This window comes from Rhodococcus sp. ARC_M12, from assembly GCF_022810385.1.
In the GTDB taxonomy this organism is placed as follows: Bacteria; Actinomycetota; Actinomycetes; order Mycobacteriales; family Mycobacteriaceae; genus Rhodococcoides; species Rhodococcoides navarretei.
In genome coordinates, this window is record NZ_JALGQI010000017.1 from 95,913 (window position 1) to 117,537 (window position 21,625).

Sequence of the window (21,625 nt, forward strand, 5' to 3'; positions counted from 1 at the left end):
GTCAGGCTCCTGTAGTTGTCGAGGTAAGGGATTGGTCTTTCGCCGGCTGCTGCTCGGCGGGCATCACACGGTTGAGCAACCCGAGAAAACGCACGTACACGGCGGGTAGCAGTCTCTTGAACCGCCAGACGGCTTTGGCGTCGAACTGGGGTACGACGTAGAGCCGGCCCCGGTCGAAGGCATCGAGCGTTCGGGCAGCGATCTTGTCGGGCGAACGCCCGGTCCAGCGCATCGCGAACTCGGCCAGCCGGGACGAACTCGCGGTGATCCGGCCGTCGACGGCAACGTTGGTCTTGACGAACGTGGGGCACAGAACCGACACCCGCACACCGGTACCCGAGAATTCCGCCGCCATCGTTTCCGACAGGCTCATCACTGCGGCCTTGCCGACGTTGTACGGACCCATCAGCGGCGCAGCAGCGAAGCCGGCGGCGGACGCGACGTTGATGATCCCGCCCTCCCCGGCGGCCCGAAGCCCAGGCGTGAACACCTCGCACCCGTGGATCACGCCCCAGAGGTTGATTCCCAAGGCCCAGTTCCAGTCCTCGAAACCGACGTTGCCGACGGGCTTTCCGCCGATGCCGACGCCTGCGTTGTTGATGAGCACCGTGGTGGGTCCGTCGAATTCGATGCCGGCACGCAGCGCCAGTTCTTCGACGTTCTCCCGTATCGAGACATCGCATTCGACGGCGTATCCGGTCGCGCCCAGTGCCTGCACCATCGCCACCGTCTCCTGCGCCCTCGGTAGCGAGATGTCGGCACACATGACGACGCCTCCACGTCGAGCCAGTTCGAGTGCGAACGCCCGCCCGATGCCGCTGCCTGCACCGGTCACTACCGCTCTCGACCCGTACGAGGGTTTTCCGGCCTTGGTTCTCATCAGCTCACCTGTTCCTTCGAATCATCCTGTACAACTTGGCTGTCGAGCGCATAGCCGATGAACTCGGCTGCATGCTCGAGTGCATGCTCGGCCTCGGGTATCAACCTCGGGAGAGCTTGGAACACGTGCATCTGATCGGGCCAGATTTCGAGTTCGCTCTCTCCGCCGGCCGCGTCGATCATGGAGTGCAGGTGTCGCGCATCGCCCCGGAGCATCTCGGCTCCGCCCACCTGGATCAGCGTCGATGGAAGCTCCCGCACACGTCCGAGATCGAGCCGGAGACGCGGGAGATTCGCATCGTGGCCGTCGGTGTACAGCGAGACCAGTCCTCGCGCTGCCTTCGCCGAGATCATCGGATCCTTGCGTGTGCGTTCCATCCGCGCAGAGAGCTCGAAGTCGAGGTCGATCAACGGCGAGAACAGCACCATCGCTCCCGGTTGCGGCGTCCCGGTTCGGTCGTTCTCGATGATCAGGTCGGCGGCCAGGTGGCCGCCGGCAGAGTCCCCGGCGATGACGATGCTCGATGCGTCGTACCCCTGGCCGAGCAGCCAGCGGTACGCGGCTTCGAGGTCGTCGGCCGCGGCGGGGAACGGGTGTTCCGGGGCCAGCCGGTAGTCCACCGTGAACACCGGCAGACTCGTCGACCTGGACAACCTCGCGGTCAGACCACGATGTGTACGCGCCGAGCAGATCACGTAGGCGCTGCCGTGGATGTAGAGGATCACGCGTGGCCCCGGGGACACGCCGGGTGCTCGCACCCACTCGCCGCGCACCGGGCCGTCGGCCACCAGGTCCACTGTCGTTCCCTTCGGGACCGGACCGAACAGGTTCATCGAGGTGGCGACGAGGCGTCGGGAGAACTCGATGCCGCCGCGGGAGGTCGGGAGCATGTTCGTGATGGGACGCAGCATCAGCCGAGTCATCAAGGCAGCCAGACGGGTTCGACGACTCCCGGCACTGAATGCACCGTGCGGCAGGTAGTCGTCGTTGGTGGTCGAAGTCACCTCGTCACCTTCACCTGCTATTCGCCATTTGTCAATGGCCTATTAATTAGTGGCAAAGTGTGTAACAGTGACGACCAGCACCATGAGCGCAAAGGAGCGAGCACACGTGACGATGTTCAGGAGCGCACCATCGGCGGACCCCGATACGTCTGCCACCGGTCCCGAGGACAGGATCTTCGAGTTGGAGATCGCCGAGGTGACCCACGAAACCGAGGATGCGGTCTCCCTCGGATTCGCGGTCCCCGAGCATCGAGAAGCTCAGTTTCGGTACGAGCCGGGGCAGTTTCTCACCCTGGAGATTCCCTGCGCCGACGGCGGCTCGGTGGCTCGCTGCTACTCCTTCTCCAGCTCCCCGGCACGGGACCCGTTCCCCACCGTGACCGTCAAGCGAATCCACGACGGCCTTGCATCACACTGGTTGCACGACAACGCTGTTCGTGGGATGCGACTCAAAGCGCTGAAACCGTCGGGCATGTTCGGACCCGAGAGCTGGGACGTGGATTTCGTCCTCATGGCCGCCGGCAGCGGCATCACCCCGATCATGTCGATCATCAAAACCGCTCTGTTGCGGCACGACAATCGGATCACCCTCGTCTACGCCAACCAGAGCCGCGACTCGGTGATTTTCGGAGAGCAACTGACCGAACTGCAGTCTCGTTTTCCCGATCGTCTCGACGTTCACCACTGGTACACCTCGGACTCGGGGCTACCCACCGCTGCCGGACTGGCCTCGCTGGATGCACCAGTTCCGGCCGAGTGCGAGGCCTTCCTGTGCGGCCCTCCGCAGTACATGAACGTTGCCGAGGAGTGGCTCGCCCGCACCGGTACGACGCCGCGCAGAACACATCGGGAGGTGTTCTCTTCCTTCGACGCCAATCCGTTCCGGGCCGGCGACGCGCCGGCATCCGGGGAACCGGATGCGAACTCAGTCACCGCTCAGGTCGAGATCGACGGAATGGAGACCGAGTTCGCCTGGAATGCGGACACCAAACTGCTCGACCGGCTCCTCGAGTTGGGTCTCGATCCGCCGTACGTGTGCCGCGAAGGAACCTGCGGCGGTTGCGCGTACACGCTCACCGAAGGCACCGTGACGATGCTTGCGAACGAGACGCTCGACGAGCACGAACTGAAGCACGGCGTCCGATTGGCCTGCCAGTCCGTGCCCGATTCGACGGCGATTCGGGCGGTGTTCGACCGCTGATGCGGGAGGTTGACGCTCAGCCCTCGAGCGTCAACGGGTGAGGCTGCGACGTGAAGGTCGCGGCCGATCCCGCAGCGCGCGCTATGCCCGCGATTCCGCCCCAGACCATCATGGTGAGGTAGTCGACGAGTTCGTCGGCCGTCATGGTTCGATCGAAGATCCACCAGTGTGATGCCAACCGGACCGCACCGATCATGGCGAAAGCGATGGGCATCGAGCCGGGCGTGGAGAACTCGCGCTCTCGAAATCTGTCGGCGATGACCGTCGCCAGCAGGTGTGCGATCAGATCCTCCGCCGCAGTGATGATGTCCTGATTGCCGCTGACTGCGCTGTTGGCGTGGACATAGATGTAGATATCGGGATCGGTGGCCACCGTCGTGACGTAGGCACTGATCACCGCGCGGGTGAGGTGGTACTCGTCGTGGTCCTCGGAGATCGCGTCCTGGATCCGCGGCACCAGTGCAGTCTCGACGTATCGAGCCATTGCAGCGTCGGCGAGACCCTTTTTGTCCGCGAAGTGTTTGTACAGAACGGTTTTCGAGACGCCGTTCGCTGCCGCGATGGCATCCATACCCACGTCGTGTCCGTGCTCACGAATCGCTGTCAGCGTTCGATCGAGCAGTTCACGTCGCCGGGTGATTCTGTGATCGCGCCACCGGTCGCTTCGCCCGTCCACCTTGACCACCACGCTCATGCCGACTGCGGTACCGCTCGTGATCCCCTCAGCAGAATCGACGCCACCAGCTCGGGATCGTCCGACATCGGGACGTGCCCGAGCCCCGGGTAAGTCGTCACGTCGGCCTGCGGAAAGGTTCGACGCACGAGCGGTGCCTGATAGACCGGCAGAACCAAGTCACGACGGCCCCACGCTACGGTGACGGGAACGGTCTCGTCGACCGGAATACTGAAGCGCGGCACTGCATTACCGGCTGCGTCGATCGCCCGGTTGGTGGTGATGCTGAGTGCGTCGATCGTGGCGGTCGCTGCGGGAACTCGCCACGGCTTGGCGTAGAAGACGCCGTTGGCGATCGTGCGTCCGACGACCGAACGCATGACGGCCGGTGCGATCGGGGCGATGACTCGCGACAACGTTCGCAGTAGTCGGAAGACGAGCAGCGCGCGGGTCTGATCCCAGTGTCCGCGAAAGAATCCGGCCGGTGAGAGCGCGGTCGCGGAGGCGACCGACCCGCGGGCGGCGAGTTCCATTGCGAAGTATCCTCCCAACGAATTACCTGCCACGTGCGGCTTCTCGCCGTCCACCGCCACGTACTGAAGGAAGCGCTCGAGCTCGGCCACGATCCACGGCCCCAGATCGAATTCCTCCGTGGGCAAGTCCGGTGACGCGCCGTGGCCGGGCAGGTCCACCGTCACCACTCGTCGATGCCGTGCCAATGTCTCGACGACGCTGTCCCACGCATGTTGTCGATGGACGATGCCGTGAATGAGCACCAATGTAGGACCCTCACCCCGGATCGTGTGTGCGAGGGTCAGGCCATCGATGTCCGAAGTCACTGCATACCAATCTTTCTCGGATTAATGCGATACACGTTCGCCGTTCCAGCCACCCTCGAGTGCGCCGCACGGCCGAACGTCATCGATTCCGTCAGATCGTCGAATCGTGCGTCGATCCTGTCGAGAATGTAGTTCTGCCGCACCGACCAGGGACGTTCGGTTCCCGATTTGGGTAGCTCGTTCAAGGAACGCGTGACGTATCCGGAGGCGAGATCGACAACCGGACGAGAGTCCACGGCTTTGCCCTGCCGGTCCGGGGTCGCATGGGTGTAGCCGTGAGAGCGCATGTACACCAACAGTTTTGCTACTGCCTGCGCCGTCATGTCGGCCTTGAGCGTCCACGATGCGTTCGTGTACCCGATGGACCATGCAACATTGGGTACGTCCTCGAGCATGTGGCCCTTGTAGACGAACTTGTCGTGCACTTCCAGCCGCTCGCCGTCCAGGAAAAGTTCTATACCGCCGAACGCCTGCAGCTTCAATCCCGTTGCGGTGACGATGATGTCAGCAGGGACCTCGTCACCTGATTCCAACCTGATCCCGTCGGCGGTGATCTCGGCAATCCGGTCGGTCACCACGGTCGCTCGACCGCTGCGAATGGCCTTGAAGAGATCGCCGTCGGGTACGACGCACAGCCGCTGGTCCCACGGGGCATAGGTCGGCTCGAAGTGCTTGTCGACGTCGTATCCGCGCGGCAGCTGCGCCTTCGCCATCGCACGGAACACCCTGCGGGCCGTTTTCGGCGCGCGTCGACACAACTGATACGAGCCGACCATCAATAGCGCATTGCGCCACCGCAGCGCACTGTGGGCCAGGGAGTCCGGCAGTACACGCTGAGTGAGCGTGGTGAACGGATCGGTCATCGGTAGTGATGCGATATAGGTCGGTGAACGCTGCAGCATCGTCACCGACGCGGCGTCGGCCGCAAGCGTCGGCACCAATGTGATCGCGGTTGCGCCGCTCCCGATCACGACGACCCGCTTGCCGGAGTGGTCGAGATCCTCGGGCCACTGCTGCGGGTGCACCACCTGTCCCGTGAACTTCTCCACCCCGGGGAAGTCGGGGGTGTACCCACCCGAATAGTCGAAGTAGCCGGTGCACAGGAACACGAATCGGCTGCGGTAGGTGGTGGGTACACCGTTCGTCAGGGCGTCGACCGTCCACAGGTCCGTCGAGGAGTCCCAATTCGCCGCCGTGACCATGGTCGAGAAATGCGTGTGCTCGTCGATTCCGTTCGCACAGGCGGTATCGACGATGTAGTTGCGGATGTCTTCGCCATGAGCCAGCAGAGTGTCCCCTCGCCACGGCGTGTGCGGGAACGCGAACGTGAAGATATCGCTGTCCGACCGAATGCCGGGGTATCGGAACAGATCCCAGGTACCCCCGGCTCGCTCGCGGCCTTCGAGGATTGCGTAGCTGAGCTCCGGTGCCATCTGCTGCAGGCGATATGCCGCTCCGACGCCCGATATGCCGGCACCGATGATGAGAACGTCCTGAAAGTTGTCATCGATCGAACTGTCGACCTCGGGCCATCGACTTGGATTTGCCGTCACGTCATCCCTCACTGTCTTGCCGCACGCCATCGCGGTTCCGCACTCGAGTCACGACACCGCGACCTACATCAAATAATGTGCCATTGACCAATGTCGATGTCAATGCCAGGCTCAGGAGTACGAACTACAGAAGGATATCCATGAAGCGCACACGACCCCTTGCCCTCACTCCGACGACGGCCCGAATCGGGCTCCGATGACTCCGCTGGTGGTCGCAGCCGTCGCCGCGCTGGCCCTCGCCCTTCTCACCGCCAACGGCTCAGGTCTCGATTTCGACCGACGCTCACTCGCAGGCGCATACCGATCGACCGGCCCTCGTTCGACGCGCCCCCGGTGGCATCGATAGACACCGCAGCCATGACGGACAGCCCGGCCCGACTGGCCCGTCGTCGATAGTGACCCATCGCACTCCGGTCGGACGTATGTTTCGGAGCAGTTGATTCGACTCATACTTATCGGCGTCGTCCGCGACGCCCCCAGCTCCGGATGTCCGGAGACGACCTACACGAAAGAGGTACGCACCGATGGCCGACTTCATCGACAAGGCTCAGCACAAGGCAGAGGAACTGGCCGGGACTGCGAAGGAGAAGGCAGGCGAGGCCACCGGTGACGACAGCCTTCGCGCCGAGGGTGCCACCGATCAGGCCAAGGCCAACACTCACCAGGCCGCCGACAAGGTCTCCGATGCCGCAGAGAGCGTCGCCGACTCCGCGTCCGGTGCCGCCAAGGAAGCAAAGCATGCCGCCGCCGACGTTGCCGACAAGGCCGCCGACGTTGCCGAGGATGTCAAGAACACCGTCAAGGACCAGGTCAAGAGCGTCGATGCCGACGAGGTGAAGGAGAAGGCCTCTCAGGTCGCCGACAAGGCAGCCGACAAAGCCTCCGCCGTCGCCGACGACGTGAAGAACACGGTTCGCAACATCGACAGCGACGACGTTGCGCAGGCCGCGAAGGTGGGCACTCCGGTCATCGCAGCCATCGCAGCCGCAGCCGGAGCCGTCGCGTTCGTCCTGATCCGTCGACGCAACCGTCGCCGCAGCGCCGCGCACCTGTTCGTCCCCTCGAAGCGCACCACTCGCAAGCTCGCCAAGAAGGCCCGCAAGCACAGCTTCTGAAGGTAGTCATGCAGACAGCCCCGCCTCTACCGAGGCGGGGCTTTCGCGTATCTAGAGCGGCTTCAGCGCCCGACTGGGCACCCAGTGCGTGACAGTTTCGCTGCGATCGCGTGACATCAACTCATAGGTGACGCGGCCCAGCCAATCCCCGTCCACGGTGATGGACCATTCGACCAGATCTCCCGGCACCACGCGTCGCACATCGAAACCCTCGGGGTTGAACTTCGACGCGTGGTGCGGTGGCAGTGGGTACAGGATGTTGAGGTCGATCCATACCTTCAGCGGCGGTCGGAGCAGCTTGAAGGGGCGCACGGCAGACGCCGGTCGAGGGTGCGCGCGCCGTGCCATCGTTCGATCATACGTTCGATTCAGGTGCTGATCCACCGCCCTGGACAACGAAGAACGGCCACCCGCACGCGAGGTGCAGGTGGCCGTTGTTCGGTGCTACGAGAATCAGAGGCCGAGCGATCCCGCCAGGAACGGCCAGGACTTGTGCAGGTCGTCCTGCCAGTAGCCCCACGAGTGGTTGCCGACCGGGCGGAAGTCGACGGTGGCCGGAATGCCGAGCTGGTCGAGGCGCTTGGCCAGGTTCGAGGTGCAGAAGTTGGTGGCCACCTCGATGCCGCCGCCGACGATGACCTGGTTGGCAAGCGTGGCCGGGTCGTTGTCCAGGCGAGGGTTGGCGAAGGTGTCGTTCGGTGCGCCGGGCAGGCCGCTACCGGTGCTCATGTAGATCTGCGTGCCGCGGAGCTTCTCGGCGTTGAGCAGAGGATCGTTCTCGCGCCACACCGGGCCGTCGAGCGGTCCCCACATGTTCTCGACGTTGCCGCCACCGTAGGTCTCGACGACGAGCTTGACGAACTGCTGACCGATGGGGTCGGAGGTCTGCGCACAGCCGCTGTACGCCGCGACGCCGGTGAACTTACCCGGGTACTTGATCGCGATGTTGAGGACCGAGGTGCCCGTCATGGACAGCGCCGCGAGCGACTGGCGGCCGTTGGTGTCGAACTGCGCGTCGATCAGCGGGGGCAGTTCTTCACCGAGGAAGGTGCTCCACTTGTTGCTGCCGAGCTTCGGATCGTCCTGCAGCCAGTCGGTGTAGTAGGACCATTTGCCCTTCTGCGGAGTCACGATGTACGCGTTCTTGTCCGCGAAGAATGCCTCGGCGTCGGTCTGTGACTGCCACGATGCGGCATCCTCGCCGCCACCTGCACCGTTGAGCAGGTACAGAACCGGACGCGACACGCTCTCGTCGGCGGGGCGCTGCACCGTCACGGGAATGGTGCGGTTCATCGACGCGGAGAAGACCTGGAGCTGAACCTGCTTGTTGTCGAGGGTGTTCACCGACTCGATGCGCGATCCGTTGCTCGACTGCGTCGTGGCCGCAGGCAGTTCGTCTGCGGACGCGACGGGCGTCATCAGCGCGGTCGGGAGAATCGCCACTGCGAGGGCGACGGCCGTAGCCGAACCGATTCGCCGGAAGCCGTGTCGTCGAGATCGTGGCACGCTGTTTCACCTTTTCGTCGAGTTACACCGGTCGAGTTTCTACATCGGCCGAAGATGAGGTGACGTTACCTCGAGCAAACGTGCCGAGCGTTATGGACCGGACGAATCCGAGACGCGATCGTGATGCTCGTGGTCATGGTGTCGAATGGCGACGAGGCAACCCACTACGACGATCACCGCGACCACCACACCCACGGGCAGCGGCGAATACAACCAGACGACCGGCCGCACATAGTCCTCGGGCGTCCCGTCCGTCCAACCGAACAGCCGCGGCGGCACCGGAGCCGAGACCCAGAACAGCGTCAGCGCGAACGGAATCAGCGGACCGATGGCCGACGCCACCGTGCGGGTGGGTTGCATCGACCCGACGGCCAGGCCGATGGCGACGGGATACAGGGTGCAATAGGCAACGGTTCCAACGACATTGACCGCACTGTCGCCGATCGGAAGCAGACCGGTGGCCGTCACCACGGCCAGCAGCACGAGCGCGGCCGTGGTGAGATCGCGTCGCAGGCCTACTCCCACCGCACCGACGAACAACACAGCGGCCACGACGAGTACCCACCACGACGCGTCGGACCACCCGAGTGCATTGACGCCCGATGCCGCTATCGCCAACCCCAGCATCAGGTATCGGCCGTCGCGGCCACCGAGGTCGAACGCGACGGCGTAGGTAAGGAGGACCACGATCGCGACGGCGAACATCCACATGGTCACCGTCGACGTCGTGTTGCCGAGGTAGGTGTAGGCCGTCAGACAGACGAATCCCAGCACGAGAGCGGCCGCCGCGTCGGAGGATTCGAATCGGCCGACGGATGAGCGCCGGACGGCCACGAGCAGCACGACGGTGGTTGCGAGAAGGAGGAGTAGAGGGACGGTCGATTCGACGTGCTGCGGTCCCAAACCATCCATCCACCGTCCCTCGCGCGGTCCGCGTAGTGGCGAGATCGCGTTGTAGAACAGCATCGAGCCCAGCAGCCCTACTGCGATGCCGGCAGACGGAAGTCTGCGTCCACCGGCGACGAATCCGCACACGCCGACCAGAACGCCGGCACCGAGGGCGTTGGTCGTCACCGCTTGATTGGACGCGATCGGTACGAAAGACGGCAGTGCCATCAACAGAACGCCGAAAACGGTTGTTCCGGCAGCCGCCAACCGGGGGCGTCGGCGATGAACGAGCGCGAGCACGAGTATCGCGGCCAGGACGGCCAGCGAGCCTGCCCATTGCGCGGTGACGAATGCCCCGTACCACTTGCCCGAGGACTCGATGTGGAACAAATCCTGGCCGAGCGATTCGCGAAGCGAGTATCCGGCAACGAATCCGCCGCATACCGTTGCCACGACTGGCCCGTAGCGATCCACGATCATGTCTTCAACTTAGAGGTCCCCGCCTTCATCCCCGACGTCGGCTGATCCGCACCTGACCGGATTCGGCACCAACGCGAACTGACCTCAGCGCCCACAATTCGCCCTCGACAGCGGAATTCCGTGCGAGGGACCGAATAGTGGACACTCAGGTCAGTTGTACGGCTTACGCGCGGTTTCCGGATCGCCGTAGGTGATGGCCCGTTCGCGTCGGGTTCCGGTGGCGAGGGTTGCGGCCCAGTTGATCAGCGTCCCGACGCGATTGCGGTTGCCGGCCAGGAAGGCGATGTGGATGACGCCCCACGAGACCCAGCCGAGGAATCCGGACATGCGTAGCGGCCCGGCCTGCACCAGTGCATGTCCGCGCGCAATGTACGCCGCGGTGCCGAGATCCCGGTATTTGAAATCCGAACGCGCAGAACCGGACAGGTCCGCTGCGATCGCCGCGCCCGCCGCGCGGCCGCCCTGCATCGCCACTTCGGCTACTCCCGCAAGCTTGTTCAGCGACATGATGTCTCCGACGACGAAGACGTTGCGGTGTCCCGGGATCGAGAGATCCGGTTGCACGGCGATACGCCCGGATCGGTCCTGTTCGACGCCCATCGCGTCGGCGAGCTTCGCAACGAACGGAACGGCTTCGACGCCTGCGGTCCACAGCACGGTGTGGGTGTCGTAGCGAGTGACAGTCTTGGGTTCGGCCTTGGCCGTCACCTCGACGTCGGTTGCGGTGACGTCGGTGACGTGAACTCCGAGATGGGTTTCCACGCCGACCGCGTCGAGGGTGCGCTGCGCCTTCTTCGTCAGGGAGTCGGGAAACGATTCGAGTACGCGGTCGCCACCGTGGAAGAGCAGCACTCGCGCTTCCGACGGATGGATCGCGTCGAACTCCTTTGCCAACGCCCTGGTGGCGAGTTCTCTTATCTGCCCTGCCAATTCGACTCCGGTCGGGCCTCCCCCGGCGACGGCGAACGTGAGCCAGGGTCGGCGTTCGTCGGCGGTGGGCAGGGATTCGGCCATCTCGAAGGCGGAGATCAGCTTTCGCCTGATCGCGAGGGCATCGTCGAGGGTCTTCATCCCCGGTGCCCACTGCACGTATTCGTCGTGGCCGTGATAGGCCTGCTGCATTCCGACGGCGACGACCAGGTAGTCGTAGGGCAGCTCGAACGTCGAGCCGTCGAATCGGCTCGCCGTCACCACTCCGCCGTCGCCCGCCGAGCCGTCCGCAGGAGGGGTCACCGAGGTCGCTTCGCCCAGTGCCACATGCACGTTCTTCTGCTTGCGCAGCAGGTGACGCAGCGGACTGGCGATCGAGCCCTCGGATACCAGACCGGTAGCGCACTGATAGAGCAGCGGCTGGAAGACGTGGGAGGTGCCGCGTTCGAGCACGGTGACGTCGACGTCCTCACCGCGTAGGCGTCGAGCCGCGTGCAGCCCGCCGAATCCTCCGCCGATGACCAACACCCGTGGACGTGCCATACGAACGTTCTCCCTCGGACCGACCTGAGGAGAGGGACTCTCCGATGTTGCAGCCTACTCGAGTGCCGCACCCCGGTCAGGGGGTGCGGCACTTCACTTCGATCCGGATCAGCCGAGCAACGCCTCCATGGTCTCGATTTCCTCCTGCTGTGTGGCCGCGATCGTGCGTGCCATCTCCTGTGCGTCGGGGTTCGAGCCGTCCGCGATCTCGTTGTTCGCCATGTCGATCGCGCCCTCGTGGTGCTCGATCATCATCGTCAGCCACTGGCGGTCGAATTCCGCACCCGACAGAGCAGCCAACGCATCCATGTCCTGCTGAGACATCATGCCCATGCCCGAGCTGTGGTCCATTCCGCTCATCTCACCCATGTCGGACGAGGGTGCGGGCTGACCCCATTCGGCGAGCCAGGCGGTCATCCGGTCCATTTCCGGTTGCTGTGCGGCTGCGATCGCCGACGCCAACGCGACGACGTCCGAATTGTCGGTGCGGCCCTCGACCATTGCCGCCATTTCGACCGCCTGCGCATGATGCGGGTACATCATCCGAGCGAACATCACGTCCGCATCGTTGAAATCTGCCGACGCGTCGGCCTGGGTCGATGACGCCGACGAGTTCGGTGAGCCCATCGAATGGCCGTCCATCGGCATGTCGGAGCCGTCGTTGCTGCAGCCGGCGACGAGGAATACGCTCACGGTGGCGGCAGCCAGCGAAGCGACGAGAGTTGTACGCATGTGAATCTCCTTGAACAAGAGCGAAATACAGGGATCTGGGTACAGCGATCCGCCGGTGGTCGTGCGTCCACCGGGCTTCCTGTCACACTCGCAAGGTCACCGATCTGTCCAGCTCCCAGAGGGTCCACGGCGGCGCACGCTCCGAGATGGAGTCGGTGCGCCCACCGATACCGTCCTCCGACATGAACGGGTGGACGCCATCGACGCCCGTCGACGGGACCGACAGCGCGGCCCACGACACCGTGGTTCCCGCGCACGGATGCATCATCTGATGTGCCGACGGGCAGTCGTGTTCACCGGCCGCCACCTGCACCGGACCCTCGTGATGGGTCACCGAAGCCATGGCAGCGTGTTCGTTGCTCGCCGACGCGGTCGGTGTCACCGAGTGCATCAGCAGCACGCCGAAAATCGACAGTGCGATCAGCAATCCGGTCGCCGAGGCAAAGCCCGGGCGACGGCGACGGATCACTGAGTGCATGTCACCGACGATAGCAAGACATACCCCCTAGGGGTAGCCACCAGGGACTTCGGCCCCGCTCCGAAGGACTTCCGCCTCTATCGAAGAGGAATGATCCGGGCCAAGCTCGAGCCGTATCTGCACACGTGAGTCAATGGACGGGAATTCGCCATGAATGCATCGAGCCGAGTAGTCGTCGGAGTCGACGGGTCTGCCACATCACTCGACGCGGTCCGCTGGGCAACGCGCGAGGCTGTCCGACGCCACGCCCCACTCGAGCTGGTCACGTCCTCGCTGTTCGCGCCGGGAACCTACGGTGACGCCATCAGCCTCCGGATGGGCGCATTCACCGACCCGGACGTCGAGGCCAAGCGGGTGCTGACCGCCGCGGTCGATGTTGCGCACAAGGCCGCAGCAGGCAATTCGCTGATTCTGGACACTCGTCTCGAACACGGCTCTGCTGCACAGAACCTGACGCATTTCGACGTCGCGCCCGCCATGATAGTCGTCGGGTCGAGGGGTCTCGGCGAGTTCACCGGTGGGCTGATCGGGTCGGTCAGTACCGCAGTTGCAACGCATGCGAAATGCCCTGTCGCAGTGATCAAATCCAACAAGTCCAGCGACGGTCCGGTCGTCGTCGGGGTGGATTGCACCCCCAACAGTCAACCCGCCATCGGCTTCGCCCTGAAGGAAGCGTCACTGCGAGGTGTCGACCTCGTCGCGGTGCACGCCTGGAGCGACCTCGAGCTCGGCAGTGTGTTGACCCGCGACGGCGTGGGTCCGTGGGTCGATTCCGAACTCGCGGAGAAGACGTCGTTGGCCGAAAGTTTGGCCGGGTGGTCCGAGGACTACCCCGACGTATCCATTCGTCGAGTGGTGTTCCAGGACAGGCCGGTTCGGGCGATGGTCCGTGAGTCCGAGACCGCCCAATTGGTGGTGGTGGGAAGCCGTGGTCGAGGTGGATTCGCGTCGATGCTTCTCGGTTCCACCTCGCGTGCGGTGCTGCACTCGGTGGATGTTCCCGTCGTCGTCGTACCGACGAACCGATGACGGCACCCAGCACCGAAACCGGTTACAGCTCCGACGATCTCGACGCCGACCTGCAATATTGGGCCGCGGCGAACTATCTGACGGTGGCGCAGATCTATCTGCAGGACAACGTGCTGCTGCGTCGGCCACTGACGGCAGAGCACATCAAACCCCGGTTGCTCGGCCATTGGGGCACCAGCCCCGGACTGTCGATGATCTACACCCTCCTCAACCGTGTGATTCGGCGAACCCACTCGGACTGGCTGTACGTCACCGGTCCGGGCCACGGCGGCCCAGCATTGGTGGCGAACACCTACCTCGAAGGGACCTACAGCGAGATCTACCCGGACATCTCGCTCGACAACGACGGCGTCCAGCGGCTGTGTCGTCAATTCTCCACTCCTGGAGGTATTCCGAGCCACGTCAGCGTCCAGACGCCCGGCAGCATTCACGAGGGCGGCGAGCTGGGGTACGCCCTCGTCCACGCCGCCGGTGCAGCGTTCGACAATCCCGATCTGATCGTCGCCTGTGTCGTCGGGGACGGTGAGGCCGAAACCGGCCCCCTGTCCGGTTCGTGGAAGATCCCGGCTTTTCTGAATCCGATTCGCGACGGGGCCGTGTTGCCCATCCTGCATCTGAACGACGGAAAGATTTCCGGACCGACGGTTCTCGGACGCAGCACCGATCAATCGATAGCGGACTACCTGTGCGGCCAGGGGTGGGCACCACTGTTCGTCGAAGGCGACGATCCACGAGAAGTGTTCCCGGCTCTCGAAAGAGCCCTCACCCGCGCCCACGATGCAATCGAGCAAATCCAGCACGCCGCCCGGAACGGCGAACCACACCACGACATCGGATGGCCCGCCATCGTTCTGCGTACTCCCAAAGGCTGGACCGGACCCCACGAGGTGGACGGCAAGCTCATCGAGGGCACTCACTGGGCGCATCAGGTTCCGCTCTCCGGTGTCCGCGAGAACCCCGCGCATCTGGCTCTGCTCGAGAAGTGGCTGCTCTCCTACGACCCGAGATCGCTGTTCGACGACGAGGGTGCCCCGGTGGCAGCCGTTCGCGAGCTGGCTCCGTCCGGCGACGAACGGCTCGGTGCCACTCCGCACGCCAACGGCGGACTGCTTCTGCAGCCCTTGGTCATTCGCGACCTCGAGAACTACGCGCTCACCATCGAATCCCCGGGTCGCACGTCGCACGAGACGACGACCGTGCTCGGGGAGATGATGCGCGATATCTACCTCGACAACGCCGAGCCCCACGGCGGCGGCAACTTCCGTCTGTTCTGCCCCGACGAGACCGCGAGCAACCGCCTGCAGGCCGTGTTCGAGGCCACCGACAGATGCTGGCAGCTGCCGACCACCGAGTTCGACGACAACCTCGGCCCCGACGGCCGCGTGATGGAGGTGCTCAGCGAGCATCTGTGCGAGGGCTGGCTGGAGGCGTATCTCCTGTCGGGTCGACACGGTCTGTTCGCGAGCTACGAGGCCTTCGCAATGGTGAGCGTGTCGATGCTGATCCAGCACACCAAGTGGCTTCAGCACGCGGCCACACTCGCATGGCGGGCACCGGTGGCGTCTCTCAACGTGCTGCTCACGAGCACGTGTTGGCGCAACGACCACAACGGGTTCAGCCATCAGGGTCCCGGACTGATCGATGCGGTGATTCCGCTGGCACCGGACGTGGTACGCGTGTGGCTGCCACCGGACTCCAATACTCTGCTCGCCGTTGCAGATCATTGCTTCCGCAGCCGAGGTCACGTCAACGTTCTGGTGGTGGACAAGCAGAGTCACCCGCAGTACCTGACGCTGCCCGAGGCACGCGCGCATGCAGCGGCGGGTGCGTCCCGTTGGGAGTGGGCCGGCACCGAAGAGGTCGATACCGAGGAGGATCCCCAGATCGTGCTGGCATGCGCCGGCGACGTACCGACCGAGGAAACCCTCGCTGCCGCAGAGTTGTTGCGTACGTGGACTCCCGAACTCAGGGTTCGCGTCGTCAACGTCATCGATCTGATGGCGCTACTCCCCGTCGTCGATCATCCGCACGGATTCTCCGACGAGCAGTTCGTGGATCTGTTCACCGCATCGGTCGATGTGGTCTTTGCGTTCCACGGTTATCCCCGTGCGGTACACCAATTGGTGCACGGCCGACCGGCCGCCCAGCGATTCCACGTTCGCGGATTCATCGAACAGGGCACTACGACAACACCGTTCGACATGGTGGTGCTCAACAAGATCAGCCGCTACCACCTCGCGCTCGCAGCACTCGACCGAGCGCAGAACGCGCCCGCCGGAACCGAGCGACTGCGGCAGCACTGCCAGGACCAACTCACACGCCACGACGCCTACATCCGAGAGTATTTCGAGGACCTCCCGGAGATTCGGCAGTGGCGGTGGTCGTGACTGCCGAATCCCTGGAGAGCTACCCGCGGGCGATGATCAGCGGGCAGTCGACGCGGTGGGCCAGCGAACGGACGGTGGATCCGAGAAGTCGGTCGCTGAAACCGTTGCGGCCGCTCGAACCGACGACGACGGCCTGCGCGCGCGATGCCGCCTCCAGAATCTTCTCGACCACGTTGCCGCGCAACACTGTTTGCTGTACCTCCACATCCGGGTATTGCTCGCTCCAGCCGGACATGCTCTCTGCCAGGATGGTTCGGCCGTTCGATACGATCGCGTCGGATCTGTCGGTCACGGAAGCGTCGGGCGACGAGACGAGTTCGTCCGTCGACACGTGGACTGCAACCAATCCTGTTCCCCGCAGTGAGGCTTCTTCGAATGCCAACCGAACGGCATTCTGGTTGTGCGCCGACACGTCGACTCCGAGGACGACCGGGCCTCGCGAAGAATGCACCTCCACGCTTCCCGGCACAATGGCCACCGGGCAGTGCGCTTGCACGGCCACTGCTGTGCTGACCGAGCCGAGCAGTTCGGCGAAGTATTCGCCGTTACCGCGCGAGCCCACCACCATCATCGAGGCACTGGAGGACTGCTCCAGCATGGCCTGAATCGTCGGCCCCACAATCGGTTCGACGATGATCGGCAATGCATCCGGGTCTTCGACAGATCGGCGGGCAACCAGCGCTGCCGAGGCCAGAATGGACTCTGCGGCCGCATGCTCTTCCGAGCCGATGTGGGACGGAAGTGCGACGAAGCTGGTGTACAGGGCCTTGACTTGATACGCGGACACCAGCTTCAGGGGTACGCCGCGCAGCTCCGCCGCACGCGCGGCCCAGCCGACTGCGTCGAGCGACGAGCCGGAGCCGTCGACACCGACGACGATCGGAGACCGCCTCGAGGTACTCATGCGTGCGGGACGACGAGGACGGGGCAATGGGCATGCCGCAGTACGGCGGTCAACGTTCGTCCTGGCACTCGGTCTCGCTCGTGACCCATCACCATCAGTTGCGCGGTCTCGGAGATGGCGACCAGCTCCGATCCCGAGTCCGCCTCGGCGTACACCGACGCCACGCGAATGCCCGGGTAGTTCGCACCGAAGGGTTCGAGCCGAACGTCCATGGCCGATTCGGGGTGTAGCCCGTCGACCGGGCCACTGAGAGCAGACGCGAGGATGGACGACACAGCCTGTGCATGCACGGCCAATACGCTGGTCTCTCGGATCGACGCCTCGTCGAATGCCTGAGCCACAACCACGTCGGTGGCCGACACGTCGACATCACCGAGCGCTGCGACTATCGGGCCGCCCCGTTCGGCGTCGAAGTGCCGGACGATCGCCACGGGATGGGGCGATGCTTCCACCACTGCACCGACCATCGACCCCAGAACCCAGGCGGCCACTGCACTGCCGGTTGTGGTCCCCAGCACGAGCAGCGACGCGGATCCTGCTTCCGTCGACATCACCGATTCGGGCCGACCCTGCAGAGCGACCGATTCCACGGCGACCGTCGGATCGGTTTCTGCAGCCACGTCCACCGCACGGCTCAATACCGCACGGGCGTAGTCACCGTCGATATCCGGCGCGCCGTAGACGGTTTCGGCCAGTGCATGTCTGTCGATCACGTGGACCAAGCGAAGCGAGGTGCCCCGCCCACGTGCCTCCTGCACGGCGAATCGGACTGCATCGAGTGCAGTCTCCGACCCGTCGATGCCGACCACGACGGGTCCGGCGGAATGTGAAGTGTTCATCAGATGCCTCTCGATGGTGCGCGTCTACTACGAGAACGCTACGAGCGCAACCGCCGTGGACGCAGCAGTCGGAGGTCATCGGAACAAGTGACCAAGGTCGTCCGCCGTCAGGGCAGTGGAACCGTCCAGATCAGCTCGGTGCCACCGGTGTCGGTCGCGGCCCGCAGGAGCATCGAGCCGCCGCAGTCGACTGCCCGCGCCTCGAGATTTGCCAGCCCACTGCGAGTGATGTTCTCGTCCAATCCGATTCCGTCGTCGGACACCTCGATACGGACATCGTCCCCCACCGCGAGCGTGACGTTGACGGTCTCGGCCCGAGCGTGATGCACAACGTTGCTCACTGCTTCTCGAATGACGGCGACGGCATGGTCGGCCAGGGAGCCGTCGATGACCGACAGCGGTCCGAACATGCGGACCACTGCACGAATGGGGACGCTCTCGGTGAGTTCGAGGACTGCGCCGTTGACTCGCTGCCGGAGACGAGTGGTCGAATGTGTGGCGCTCTGCAGGTCGAAGATCGTCGTGCGGATGTCCTGGACGGTGTCCTGCAAATCGTCGATGGTGCGAGCAAGACGCAGACGAATGTCGTCGAGGTCCGTCTTCTGCACCGTGCTCTGCAACGACAGCCCTGCCGCGAAGATCCGTTGGATGACGTGATCGTGGAGGTCCCGCGCGATTCGGTCACGATCCGCGAGAACGTCGAGTTCGTGCATTCGCCTTGTGGTGTCGGCCATCTGCATGACCAGCGCTGCTTGATCGGCGAAGCTGGACATGAGATCGAGTTGAGAGTCGTTGAACGCCGGCGCTCCCCTACGACGCAATGTCACCAGAACCCCGCGTACCCCGTCGGCAACGCGCAGCGGTGAGATCAGGGCCGGGCCGAACGTGTCCTCGACGTGCGCATTGGGGCGATAGTCCAGCTTCTCTTTGCGGGTTGCGGTCCGAAGGCGATATGCCGCACCGGAACTCGATCCCTCGATCGGGATGAGCGAACCCACGAGAGTATCCGCGTCGTACCCCTCGGCGACCGAAATGTTCAATCGGGAGACGACATCGGCATGCTGGTCCGCGTCGGCGGGAACGGCGATGAACGCAGTGTCGGCCCCGGTAAGGTGCACGGCTCGTCTCGACACCATGTGGAGAACTTCGTCGATATCGCTCCCGGCCAGCAGCTCGGTGCCGATGTCCCGCATCGCTTCCATCCACGATTGACGGATCCGTGACTCCTCGTACAGATGCGCGTTCTCGATCGCGATGCCGGCAGCCGATGCGAGCGCCCGCGTGACCACCTCGTCGTCTTCGGTGAACTGTGCTCCGTTCTTCTTCTCGGTCAGGTACAGATTTCCGAACACCTCGTCACGCACCCGAATAGGCACGCCGAGAAACGATTTCATCGGCGGATGGTTCGGTGGGAAGCCCACCGCCTCGGGGTGTGCCGAGAGGTCGTCGAGTCGCAGTACGTGCGGTTGGTCGATCAGCAGACCCAGAACACCTCGGCCGGTGGGGAGGTGGCCGATGGCATCGCGCACGTCGTCGTCCATCCCGTGATGGATGAACGCCTTCAGATCGTGTCCGTCGCCGCGAACACCGAGCGCCCCGTATCGAGCGCCGACGAGGTTGACCGCCGACTCGACGATCGACCGCAACGTCACTTCCAGGTCGAGGCCGGAGGTGATGACGAACATCGCGTCGAGCAGGCCGTCCGCCTGCACGCGTGCATCCGCGATGCGCCCGATGCGGTCCTGCACCTCTGCCAGTAGTTCTCCGAGTCGGAGTTGCGGTAGCCCGGACGCGTTGTCTCCGTGCCGATCATCCATCCGACAGTCCCGGTTGCGTGTCCGTTCTGGGGTGCGTATCGGCCAATCTCGACGCGTACACCGCGGCCTGGGTGCGACGTTCCATCCCGAGCTTGGCGAGCAACCTCGACACGTAGTTCTTCACGGTCTTCTCTGCCAAGAACATTCGCGACGCGATCTGTCGGTTCGTCAGTCCCTCCCCCAGGAGATCGAGCAAGGTGCGTTCCTGCCCGGTGAGGTGGTCGATCGGCCCGGGAGCGGCCGTGCCCGCCCGCAGCTTGTCCATCAGGGCTGCTGCTGCGCGATTGTCCAACAGCGACCTCCCCGAACCGACATCCTTGATCGCACGGGTCAACTCCATACCGGTGATGTCCTTGACGACGTACCCGCTCGCACCGGCGAGGATCGCGTCGAGCATGGCTTGGTCCTCGGTGAACGAGGTCAGCATCATGCATTTGAGATCGGGAAGTCGGTCGAGCAGTTCGCGGCAGAGTTCGATGCCGTTGCCGTCCGGCAGTCGCACATCGAGAACCGCGACGTCCGGCCTCAGGGCGGGGATCCGTGCCAGTGCCTGTGCGCAACTTCCGGCTTCACCGATGACGGACAGCTCGGCATCGGAATCGACGAGATCGATCAGACCTCGACGCACGATCTCGTGATCGTCGACCAAAAATACTGTGACCACGTCCAGCCCCTCACCCGCGTCCTCGGTGGGCGCTTCTCCCCCAACACTACGGACCGGCAGGCGCGGGAGCTTCACCTTTGGTCATCGAAAGTGGAGACGAAAGTCCCTGACGTCGGTGTAGTTGTCCTGGCGCGGGCATGCCGGGCCCGAGCGTCTGATGGAGGCCTGACACCACCACGAAGGGAACCATCGGATGGGCATATTCCACACCGTCGTCGGAGTCGACGGCTCCGCAGCGTCGATGGACGCCGTCCGGTGGGCCGTGCTCGATGCCGAACTGCACGGCTCCGATCTGACGATCGTCTCTGCCGTCCCCACGGTTCTCACCGGCCTCGATGCTCTACCGGAACAGACTTCCGCGCATCTGAGGTTCGAGACGAATCGCATTCTGGACGAGGCGATGTCGATAGCCCGGCCCACAGGGTCGGCGGTGTCCGCCATCGCCGTCGATGCAGTGCTGTCGGACCGGCCCGCCGCTGCCATCCTGCTCGAGATGTCCGAGACGGCTCGGATGGTCGTCATCGGGACGCGCGGACTCGGTGCCGCACAGCGCACCTCGTTGGGTTCGGTCAGCGTGGCATTGAGTACGCACTCGCACTGCCCGGTCACGGTCGTACATGCGTGGCCGACGGGTGGCTACACGCAGTCCGAAGCGGTTGTGGTCGGCGTCGACGGGACCTCGGCCGCGACGGCTGCGGTGGAGCTGGCGTTCGAAGAGGCCGACGTGCGGGGCGCACCGCTCACGGCTGTGCACGCATGGGCTGATTCCGATCTGTCCATAGGGATGTCGGTTCCCGGTCTCGAGTGGGCGGTCCATCGGCCCGAAGCCGATGACGTATTGGCCAGTGCCCTGGACGATTGCGCACAGCGGCACCCGACAGTGCCACTACGACACGTCACTGTCAGAGACCGTCCGGCTCACGCGCTGCTCGACCACGCGCAGGGTGCTCAACTGCTGGTACTCGGCAGTCACGGTCGCGGCGGATTCGCCGGAATGATGCTCGGTTCGACCAGCCGATCGGTGGTGGCACGCGCATCGTGTCCGGTCACCGTCGTGCCCAGTGCAGCACGGATCGGAACGACCGCACGCTCGTGAAGGAGTGCGTATTACCCCTTTGCCGCCGAGTGTGGGTCCAAAGGCTCTACGCGGGCGGAGGCGCACG

At 64.3% G+C, this 21,625-nt stretch carries 20 protein-coding genes; 5 read left to right on the forward strand and 15 right to left on the reverse strand.

Features of this window, described 5'->3' with window-relative positions; all coding sequences use genetic code 11:
- Window position 1 precedes the first annotated feature (1 nt).
- Together MTX35_RS20600 and MTX35_RS20605 are read right to left on the reverse strand one after the other, a co-directional pair.
- Window positions 2-880, reverse strand: a complete 879-nt coding sequence (locus MTX35_RS20600) for an SDR family NAD(P)-dependent oxidoreductase (RefSeq protein WP_243596751.1) — start codon at window positions 878-880, stop codon at window positions 2-4.
- Entirely contained in the window at window positions 880-1,884 is a 1,005-nt protein-coding gene (locus MTX35_RS20605) for an alpha/beta hydrolase (RefSeq protein ID WP_308198151.1), read from the reverse strand. The genes MTX35_RS20600 and MTX35_RS20605 overlap by 1 nt, the downstream gene beginning before the upstream one ends.
- 112 nt (window positions 1,885-1,996) lie before the next feature.
- On the opposite strand from MTX35_RS20605, the gene MTX35_RS20610 reads away from it, so the two are divergent.
- Window positions 1,997-3,085: a ferredoxin--NADP reductase gene (locus tag MTX35_RS20610; protein WP_243596818.1), complete on the forward strand. Its 1,089-nt coding sequence runs from the start codon at window positions 1,997-1,999 to the stop codon at window positions 3,083-3,085.
- A gap of 16 nt (window positions 3,086-3,101) precedes the next feature.
- On the opposite strand, the gene MTX35_RS20615 is transcribed toward MTX35_RS20610, so the two are convergent.
- From MTX35_RS20615 to MTX35_RS20625, 3 genes are read right to left on the reverse strand one after another with little or no spacing between them, the layout of a single operon-like run.
- Complete coding sequence (locus MTX35_RS20615; RefSeq protein ID WP_243596752.1) at window positions 3,102-3,779, reverse strand: TetR/AcrR family transcriptional regulator; 678 nt, start codon at window positions 3,777-3,779, stop codon at window positions 3,102-3,104.
- Window positions 3,776-4,576: an alpha/beta fold hydrolase gene (locus tag MTX35_RS20620; RefSeq protein ID WP_243596819.1), complete on the reverse strand. Its 801-nt coding sequence runs from the start codon at window positions 4,574-4,576 to the stop codon at window positions 3,776-3,778. The genes MTX35_RS20615 and MTX35_RS20620 overlap by 4 nt, the downstream gene beginning before the upstream one ends.
- 17 nt (window positions 4,577-4,593) lie before the next feature.
- Window positions 4,594-6,150, reverse strand: a complete 1,557-nt coding sequence (locus tag MTX35_RS20625) for an NAD(P)/FAD-dependent oxidoreductase (RefSeq protein ID WP_243596753.1) — start codon at window positions 6,148-6,150, stop codon at window positions 4,594-4,596.
- A gap of 524 nt (window positions 6,151-6,674) precedes the next feature.
- On the opposite strand from MTX35_RS20625, the gene MTX35_RS26090 reads away from it, so the two are divergent.
- A complete protein-coding gene (locus tag MTX35_RS26090) occupies window positions 6,675-7,265 on the forward strand; it encodes a CsbD family protein (protein WP_308198152.1) in 591 nt (196 codons plus the stop codon).
- A gap of 51 nt (window positions 7,266-7,316) precedes the next feature.
- Here the strand turns inward: MTX35_RS26090 and MTX35_RS20635 are convergent, their stop codons facing one another.
- The 6 genes from MTX35_RS20635 to MTX35_RS20660 form a co-directional block, all read right to left on the reverse strand.
- Window positions 7,317-7,613 (reverse strand): hypothetical protein, encoded by a 297-nt coding sequence (locus MTX35_RS20635; protein WP_243596754.1) that lies wholly within the window; start codon window positions 7,611-7,613, stop codon window positions 7,317-7,319.
- Between the two features lie 105 nt (window positions 7,614-7,718).
- Window positions 7,719-8,684 carry an alpha/beta hydrolase family protein gene (locus MTX35_RS20640; RefSeq protein ID WP_279396156.1) on the reverse strand — a complete coding sequence of 322 codons (966 nt, stop codon included), beginning with the start codon at window positions 8,682-8,684 and terminating at the stop codon, window positions 7,719-7,721.
- A 177-nt stretch (window positions 8,685-8,861) separates the two neighbouring features.
- Window positions 8,862-10,139 (reverse strand): hypothetical protein, encoded by a 1,278-nt coding sequence (locus MTX35_RS20645; protein ID WP_243596756.1) that lies wholly within the window; start codon window positions 10,137-10,139, stop codon window positions 8,862-8,864.
- Window positions 10,140-10,289: 150 nt separating this feature from the next.
- Window positions 10,290-11,612, reverse strand: a complete 1,323-nt coding sequence (locus MTX35_RS20650; RefSeq protein ID WP_243596757.1) for an NAD(P)/FAD-dependent oxidoreductase — start codon at window positions 11,610-11,612, stop codon at window positions 10,290-10,292.
- A gap of 108 nt (window positions 11,613-11,720) precedes the next feature.
- The gene (locus tag MTX35_RS20655) at window positions 11,721-12,344 is read right to left on the reverse strand and encodes a DUF305 domain-containing protein (protein WP_243596758.1); all 624 of its coding nucleotides are present in this window, start codon (window positions 12,342-12,344) and stop codon (window positions 11,721-11,723) included.
- A gap of 82 nt (window positions 12,345-12,426) precedes the next feature.
- Window positions 12,427-12,822, reverse strand: a complete 396-nt coding sequence (locus MTX35_RS20660) for a DUF6153 family protein (protein WP_243596759.1) — start codon at window positions 12,820-12,822, stop codon at window positions 12,427-12,429.
- A 150-nt stretch (window positions 12,823-12,972) separates the two neighbouring features.
- On the opposite strand from MTX35_RS20660, the gene MTX35_RS20665 reads away from it, so the two are divergent.
- Both MTX35_RS20665 and MTX35_RS20670 read left to right on the forward strand, forming a co-directional pair.
- The gene (locus tag MTX35_RS20665; protein ID WP_243596760.1) at window positions 12,973-13,851 is read left to right on the forward strand and encodes a universal stress protein; all 879 of its coding nucleotides are present in this window, start codon (window positions 12,973-12,975) and stop codon (window positions 13,849-13,851) included.
- Window positions 13,848-16,238: a phosphoketolase gene (locus MTX35_RS20670; protein WP_243596761.1), complete on the forward strand. Its 2,391-nt coding sequence runs from the start codon at window positions 13,848-13,850 to the stop codon at window positions 16,236-16,238. Before MTX35_RS20665 ends, MTX35_RS20670 begins: the two co-directional genes overlap by 4 nt.
- A 19-nt stretch (window positions 16,239-16,257) precedes the next feature.
- Here the strand turns inward: MTX35_RS20670 and MTX35_RS20675 are convergent, their stop codons facing one another.
- The 4 genes from MTX35_RS20675 to MTX35_RS20690 form a co-directional block, all read right to left on the reverse strand.
- A complete protein-coding gene (locus MTX35_RS20675; RefSeq protein ID WP_243596762.1) occupies window positions 16,258-17,142 on the reverse strand; it encodes a universal stress protein in 885 nt (294 codons plus the stop codon).
- The gene (locus MTX35_RS20680; protein WP_243596763.1) at window positions 17,139-17,981 is read right to left on the reverse strand and encodes a universal stress protein; all 843 of its coding nucleotides are present in this window, start codon (window positions 17,979-17,981) and stop codon (window positions 17,139-17,141) included. Before MTX35_RS20680 ends, MTX35_RS20675 begins: the two co-directional genes overlap by 4 nt.
- A 107-nt stretch (window positions 17,982-18,088) precedes the next feature.
- Window positions 18,089-19,798: a GAF domain-containing protein gene (locus MTX35_RS20685; RefSeq protein ID WP_243596764.1), complete on the reverse strand. Its 1,710-nt coding sequence runs from the start codon at window positions 19,796-19,798 to the stop codon at window positions 18,089-18,091.
- A complete protein-coding gene (locus MTX35_RS20690; protein WP_243596765.1) occupies window positions 19,791-20,462 on the reverse strand; it encodes a response regulator transcription factor in 672 nt (223 codons plus the stop codon). The genes MTX35_RS20685 and MTX35_RS20690 overlap by 8 nt, the downstream gene beginning before the upstream one ends.
- Before the next feature lie 193 nt (window positions 20,463-20,655).
- Between MTX35_RS20690 and MTX35_RS20695 the strand changes: the two genes are divergently transcribed.
- Window positions 20,656-21,558: a universal stress protein gene (locus MTX35_RS20695; RefSeq protein WP_243596766.1), complete on the forward strand. Its 903-nt coding sequence runs from the start codon at window positions 20,656-20,658 to the stop codon at window positions 21,556-21,558.
- Window positions 21,559-21,625: the final 67 nt, after the last annotated feature.

What these genes read in the sequence shown, in the direction of transcription:
- MTX35_RS20600 (WP_243596751.1), bottom strand. Translation starts at nt 880, where the DNA reads ATGAGAACCAAGGCCGGAAAACCCTCGTACGGGTCGAGAGCGGTAGTG.
- MTX35_RS20640 (WP_279396156.1), bottom strand. Translation starts at nt 8,684, where the DNA reads ATGACGCCCGTCGCGTCCGCAGACGAACTGCCTGCGGCCACGACGCAG.
- MTX35_RS20660 (WP_243596759.1), bottom strand. Translation starts at nt 12,822, where the DNA reads ATGCACTCAGTGATCCGTCGCCGTCGCCCGGGCTTTGCCTCGGCGACC.
- MTX35_RS20695 (WP_243596766.1), top strand. Translation starts at nt 20,656, where the DNA reads ATGGGCATATTCCACACCGTCGTCGGAGTCGACGGCTCCGCAGCGTCG.
- MTX35_RS26090 (WP_308198152.1), top strand. Translation starts at nt 6,675, where the DNA reads ATGGCCGACTTCATCGACAAGGCTCAGCACAAGGCAGAGGAACTGGCC.
- MTX35_RS20615 (WP_243596752.1), bottom strand. Translation starts at nt 3,779, where the DNA reads ATGAGCGTGGTGGTCAAGGTGGACGGGCGAAGCGACCGGTGGCGCGAT.
- MTX35_RS20665 (WP_243596760.1), top strand. Translation starts at nt 12,973, where the DNA reads ATGAATGCATCGAGCCGAGTAGTCGTCGGAGTCGACGGGTCTGCCACA.
- MTX35_RS20650 (WP_243596757.1), bottom strand. Translation starts at nt 11,612, where the DNA reads ATGGCACGTCCACGGGTGTTGGTCATCGGCGGAGGATTCGGCGGGCTG.
- MTX35_RS20675 (WP_243596762.1), bottom strand. Translation starts at nt 17,142, where the DNA reads ATGAGTACCTCGAGGCGGTCTCCGATCGTCGTCGGTGTCGACGGCTCC.
- MTX35_RS20655 (WP_243596758.1), bottom strand. Translation starts at nt 12,344, where the DNA reads ATGCGTACAACTCTCGTCGCTTCGCTGGCTGCCGCCACCGTGAGCGTA.
- MTX35_RS20645 (WP_243596756.1), bottom strand. Translation starts at nt 10,139, where the DNA reads ATGATCGTGGATCGCTACGGGCCAGTCGTGGCAACGGTATGCGGCGGA.
- MTX35_RS20635 (WP_243596754.1), bottom strand. Translation starts at nt 7,613, where the DNA reads ATGGCACGGCGCGCGCACCCTCGACCGGCGTCTGCCGTGCGCCCCTTC.
- MTX35_RS20685 (WP_243596764.1), bottom strand. Translation starts at nt 19,798, where the DNA reads ATGGATGATCGGCACGGAGACAACGCGTCCGGGCTACCGCAACTCCGA.
- MTX35_RS20670 (WP_243596761.1), top strand. Translation starts at nt 13,848, where the DNA reads ATGACGGCACCCAGCACCGAAACCGGTTACAGCTCCGACGATCTCGAC.
- MTX35_RS20610 (WP_243596818.1), top strand. Translation starts at nt 1,997, where the DNA reads ATGTTCAGGAGCGCACCATCGGCGGACCCCGATACGTCTGCCACCGGT.
- MTX35_RS20680 (WP_243596763.1), bottom strand. Translation starts at nt 17,981, where the DNA reads ATGAACACTTCACATTCCGCCGGACCCGTCGTGGTCGGCATCGACGGG.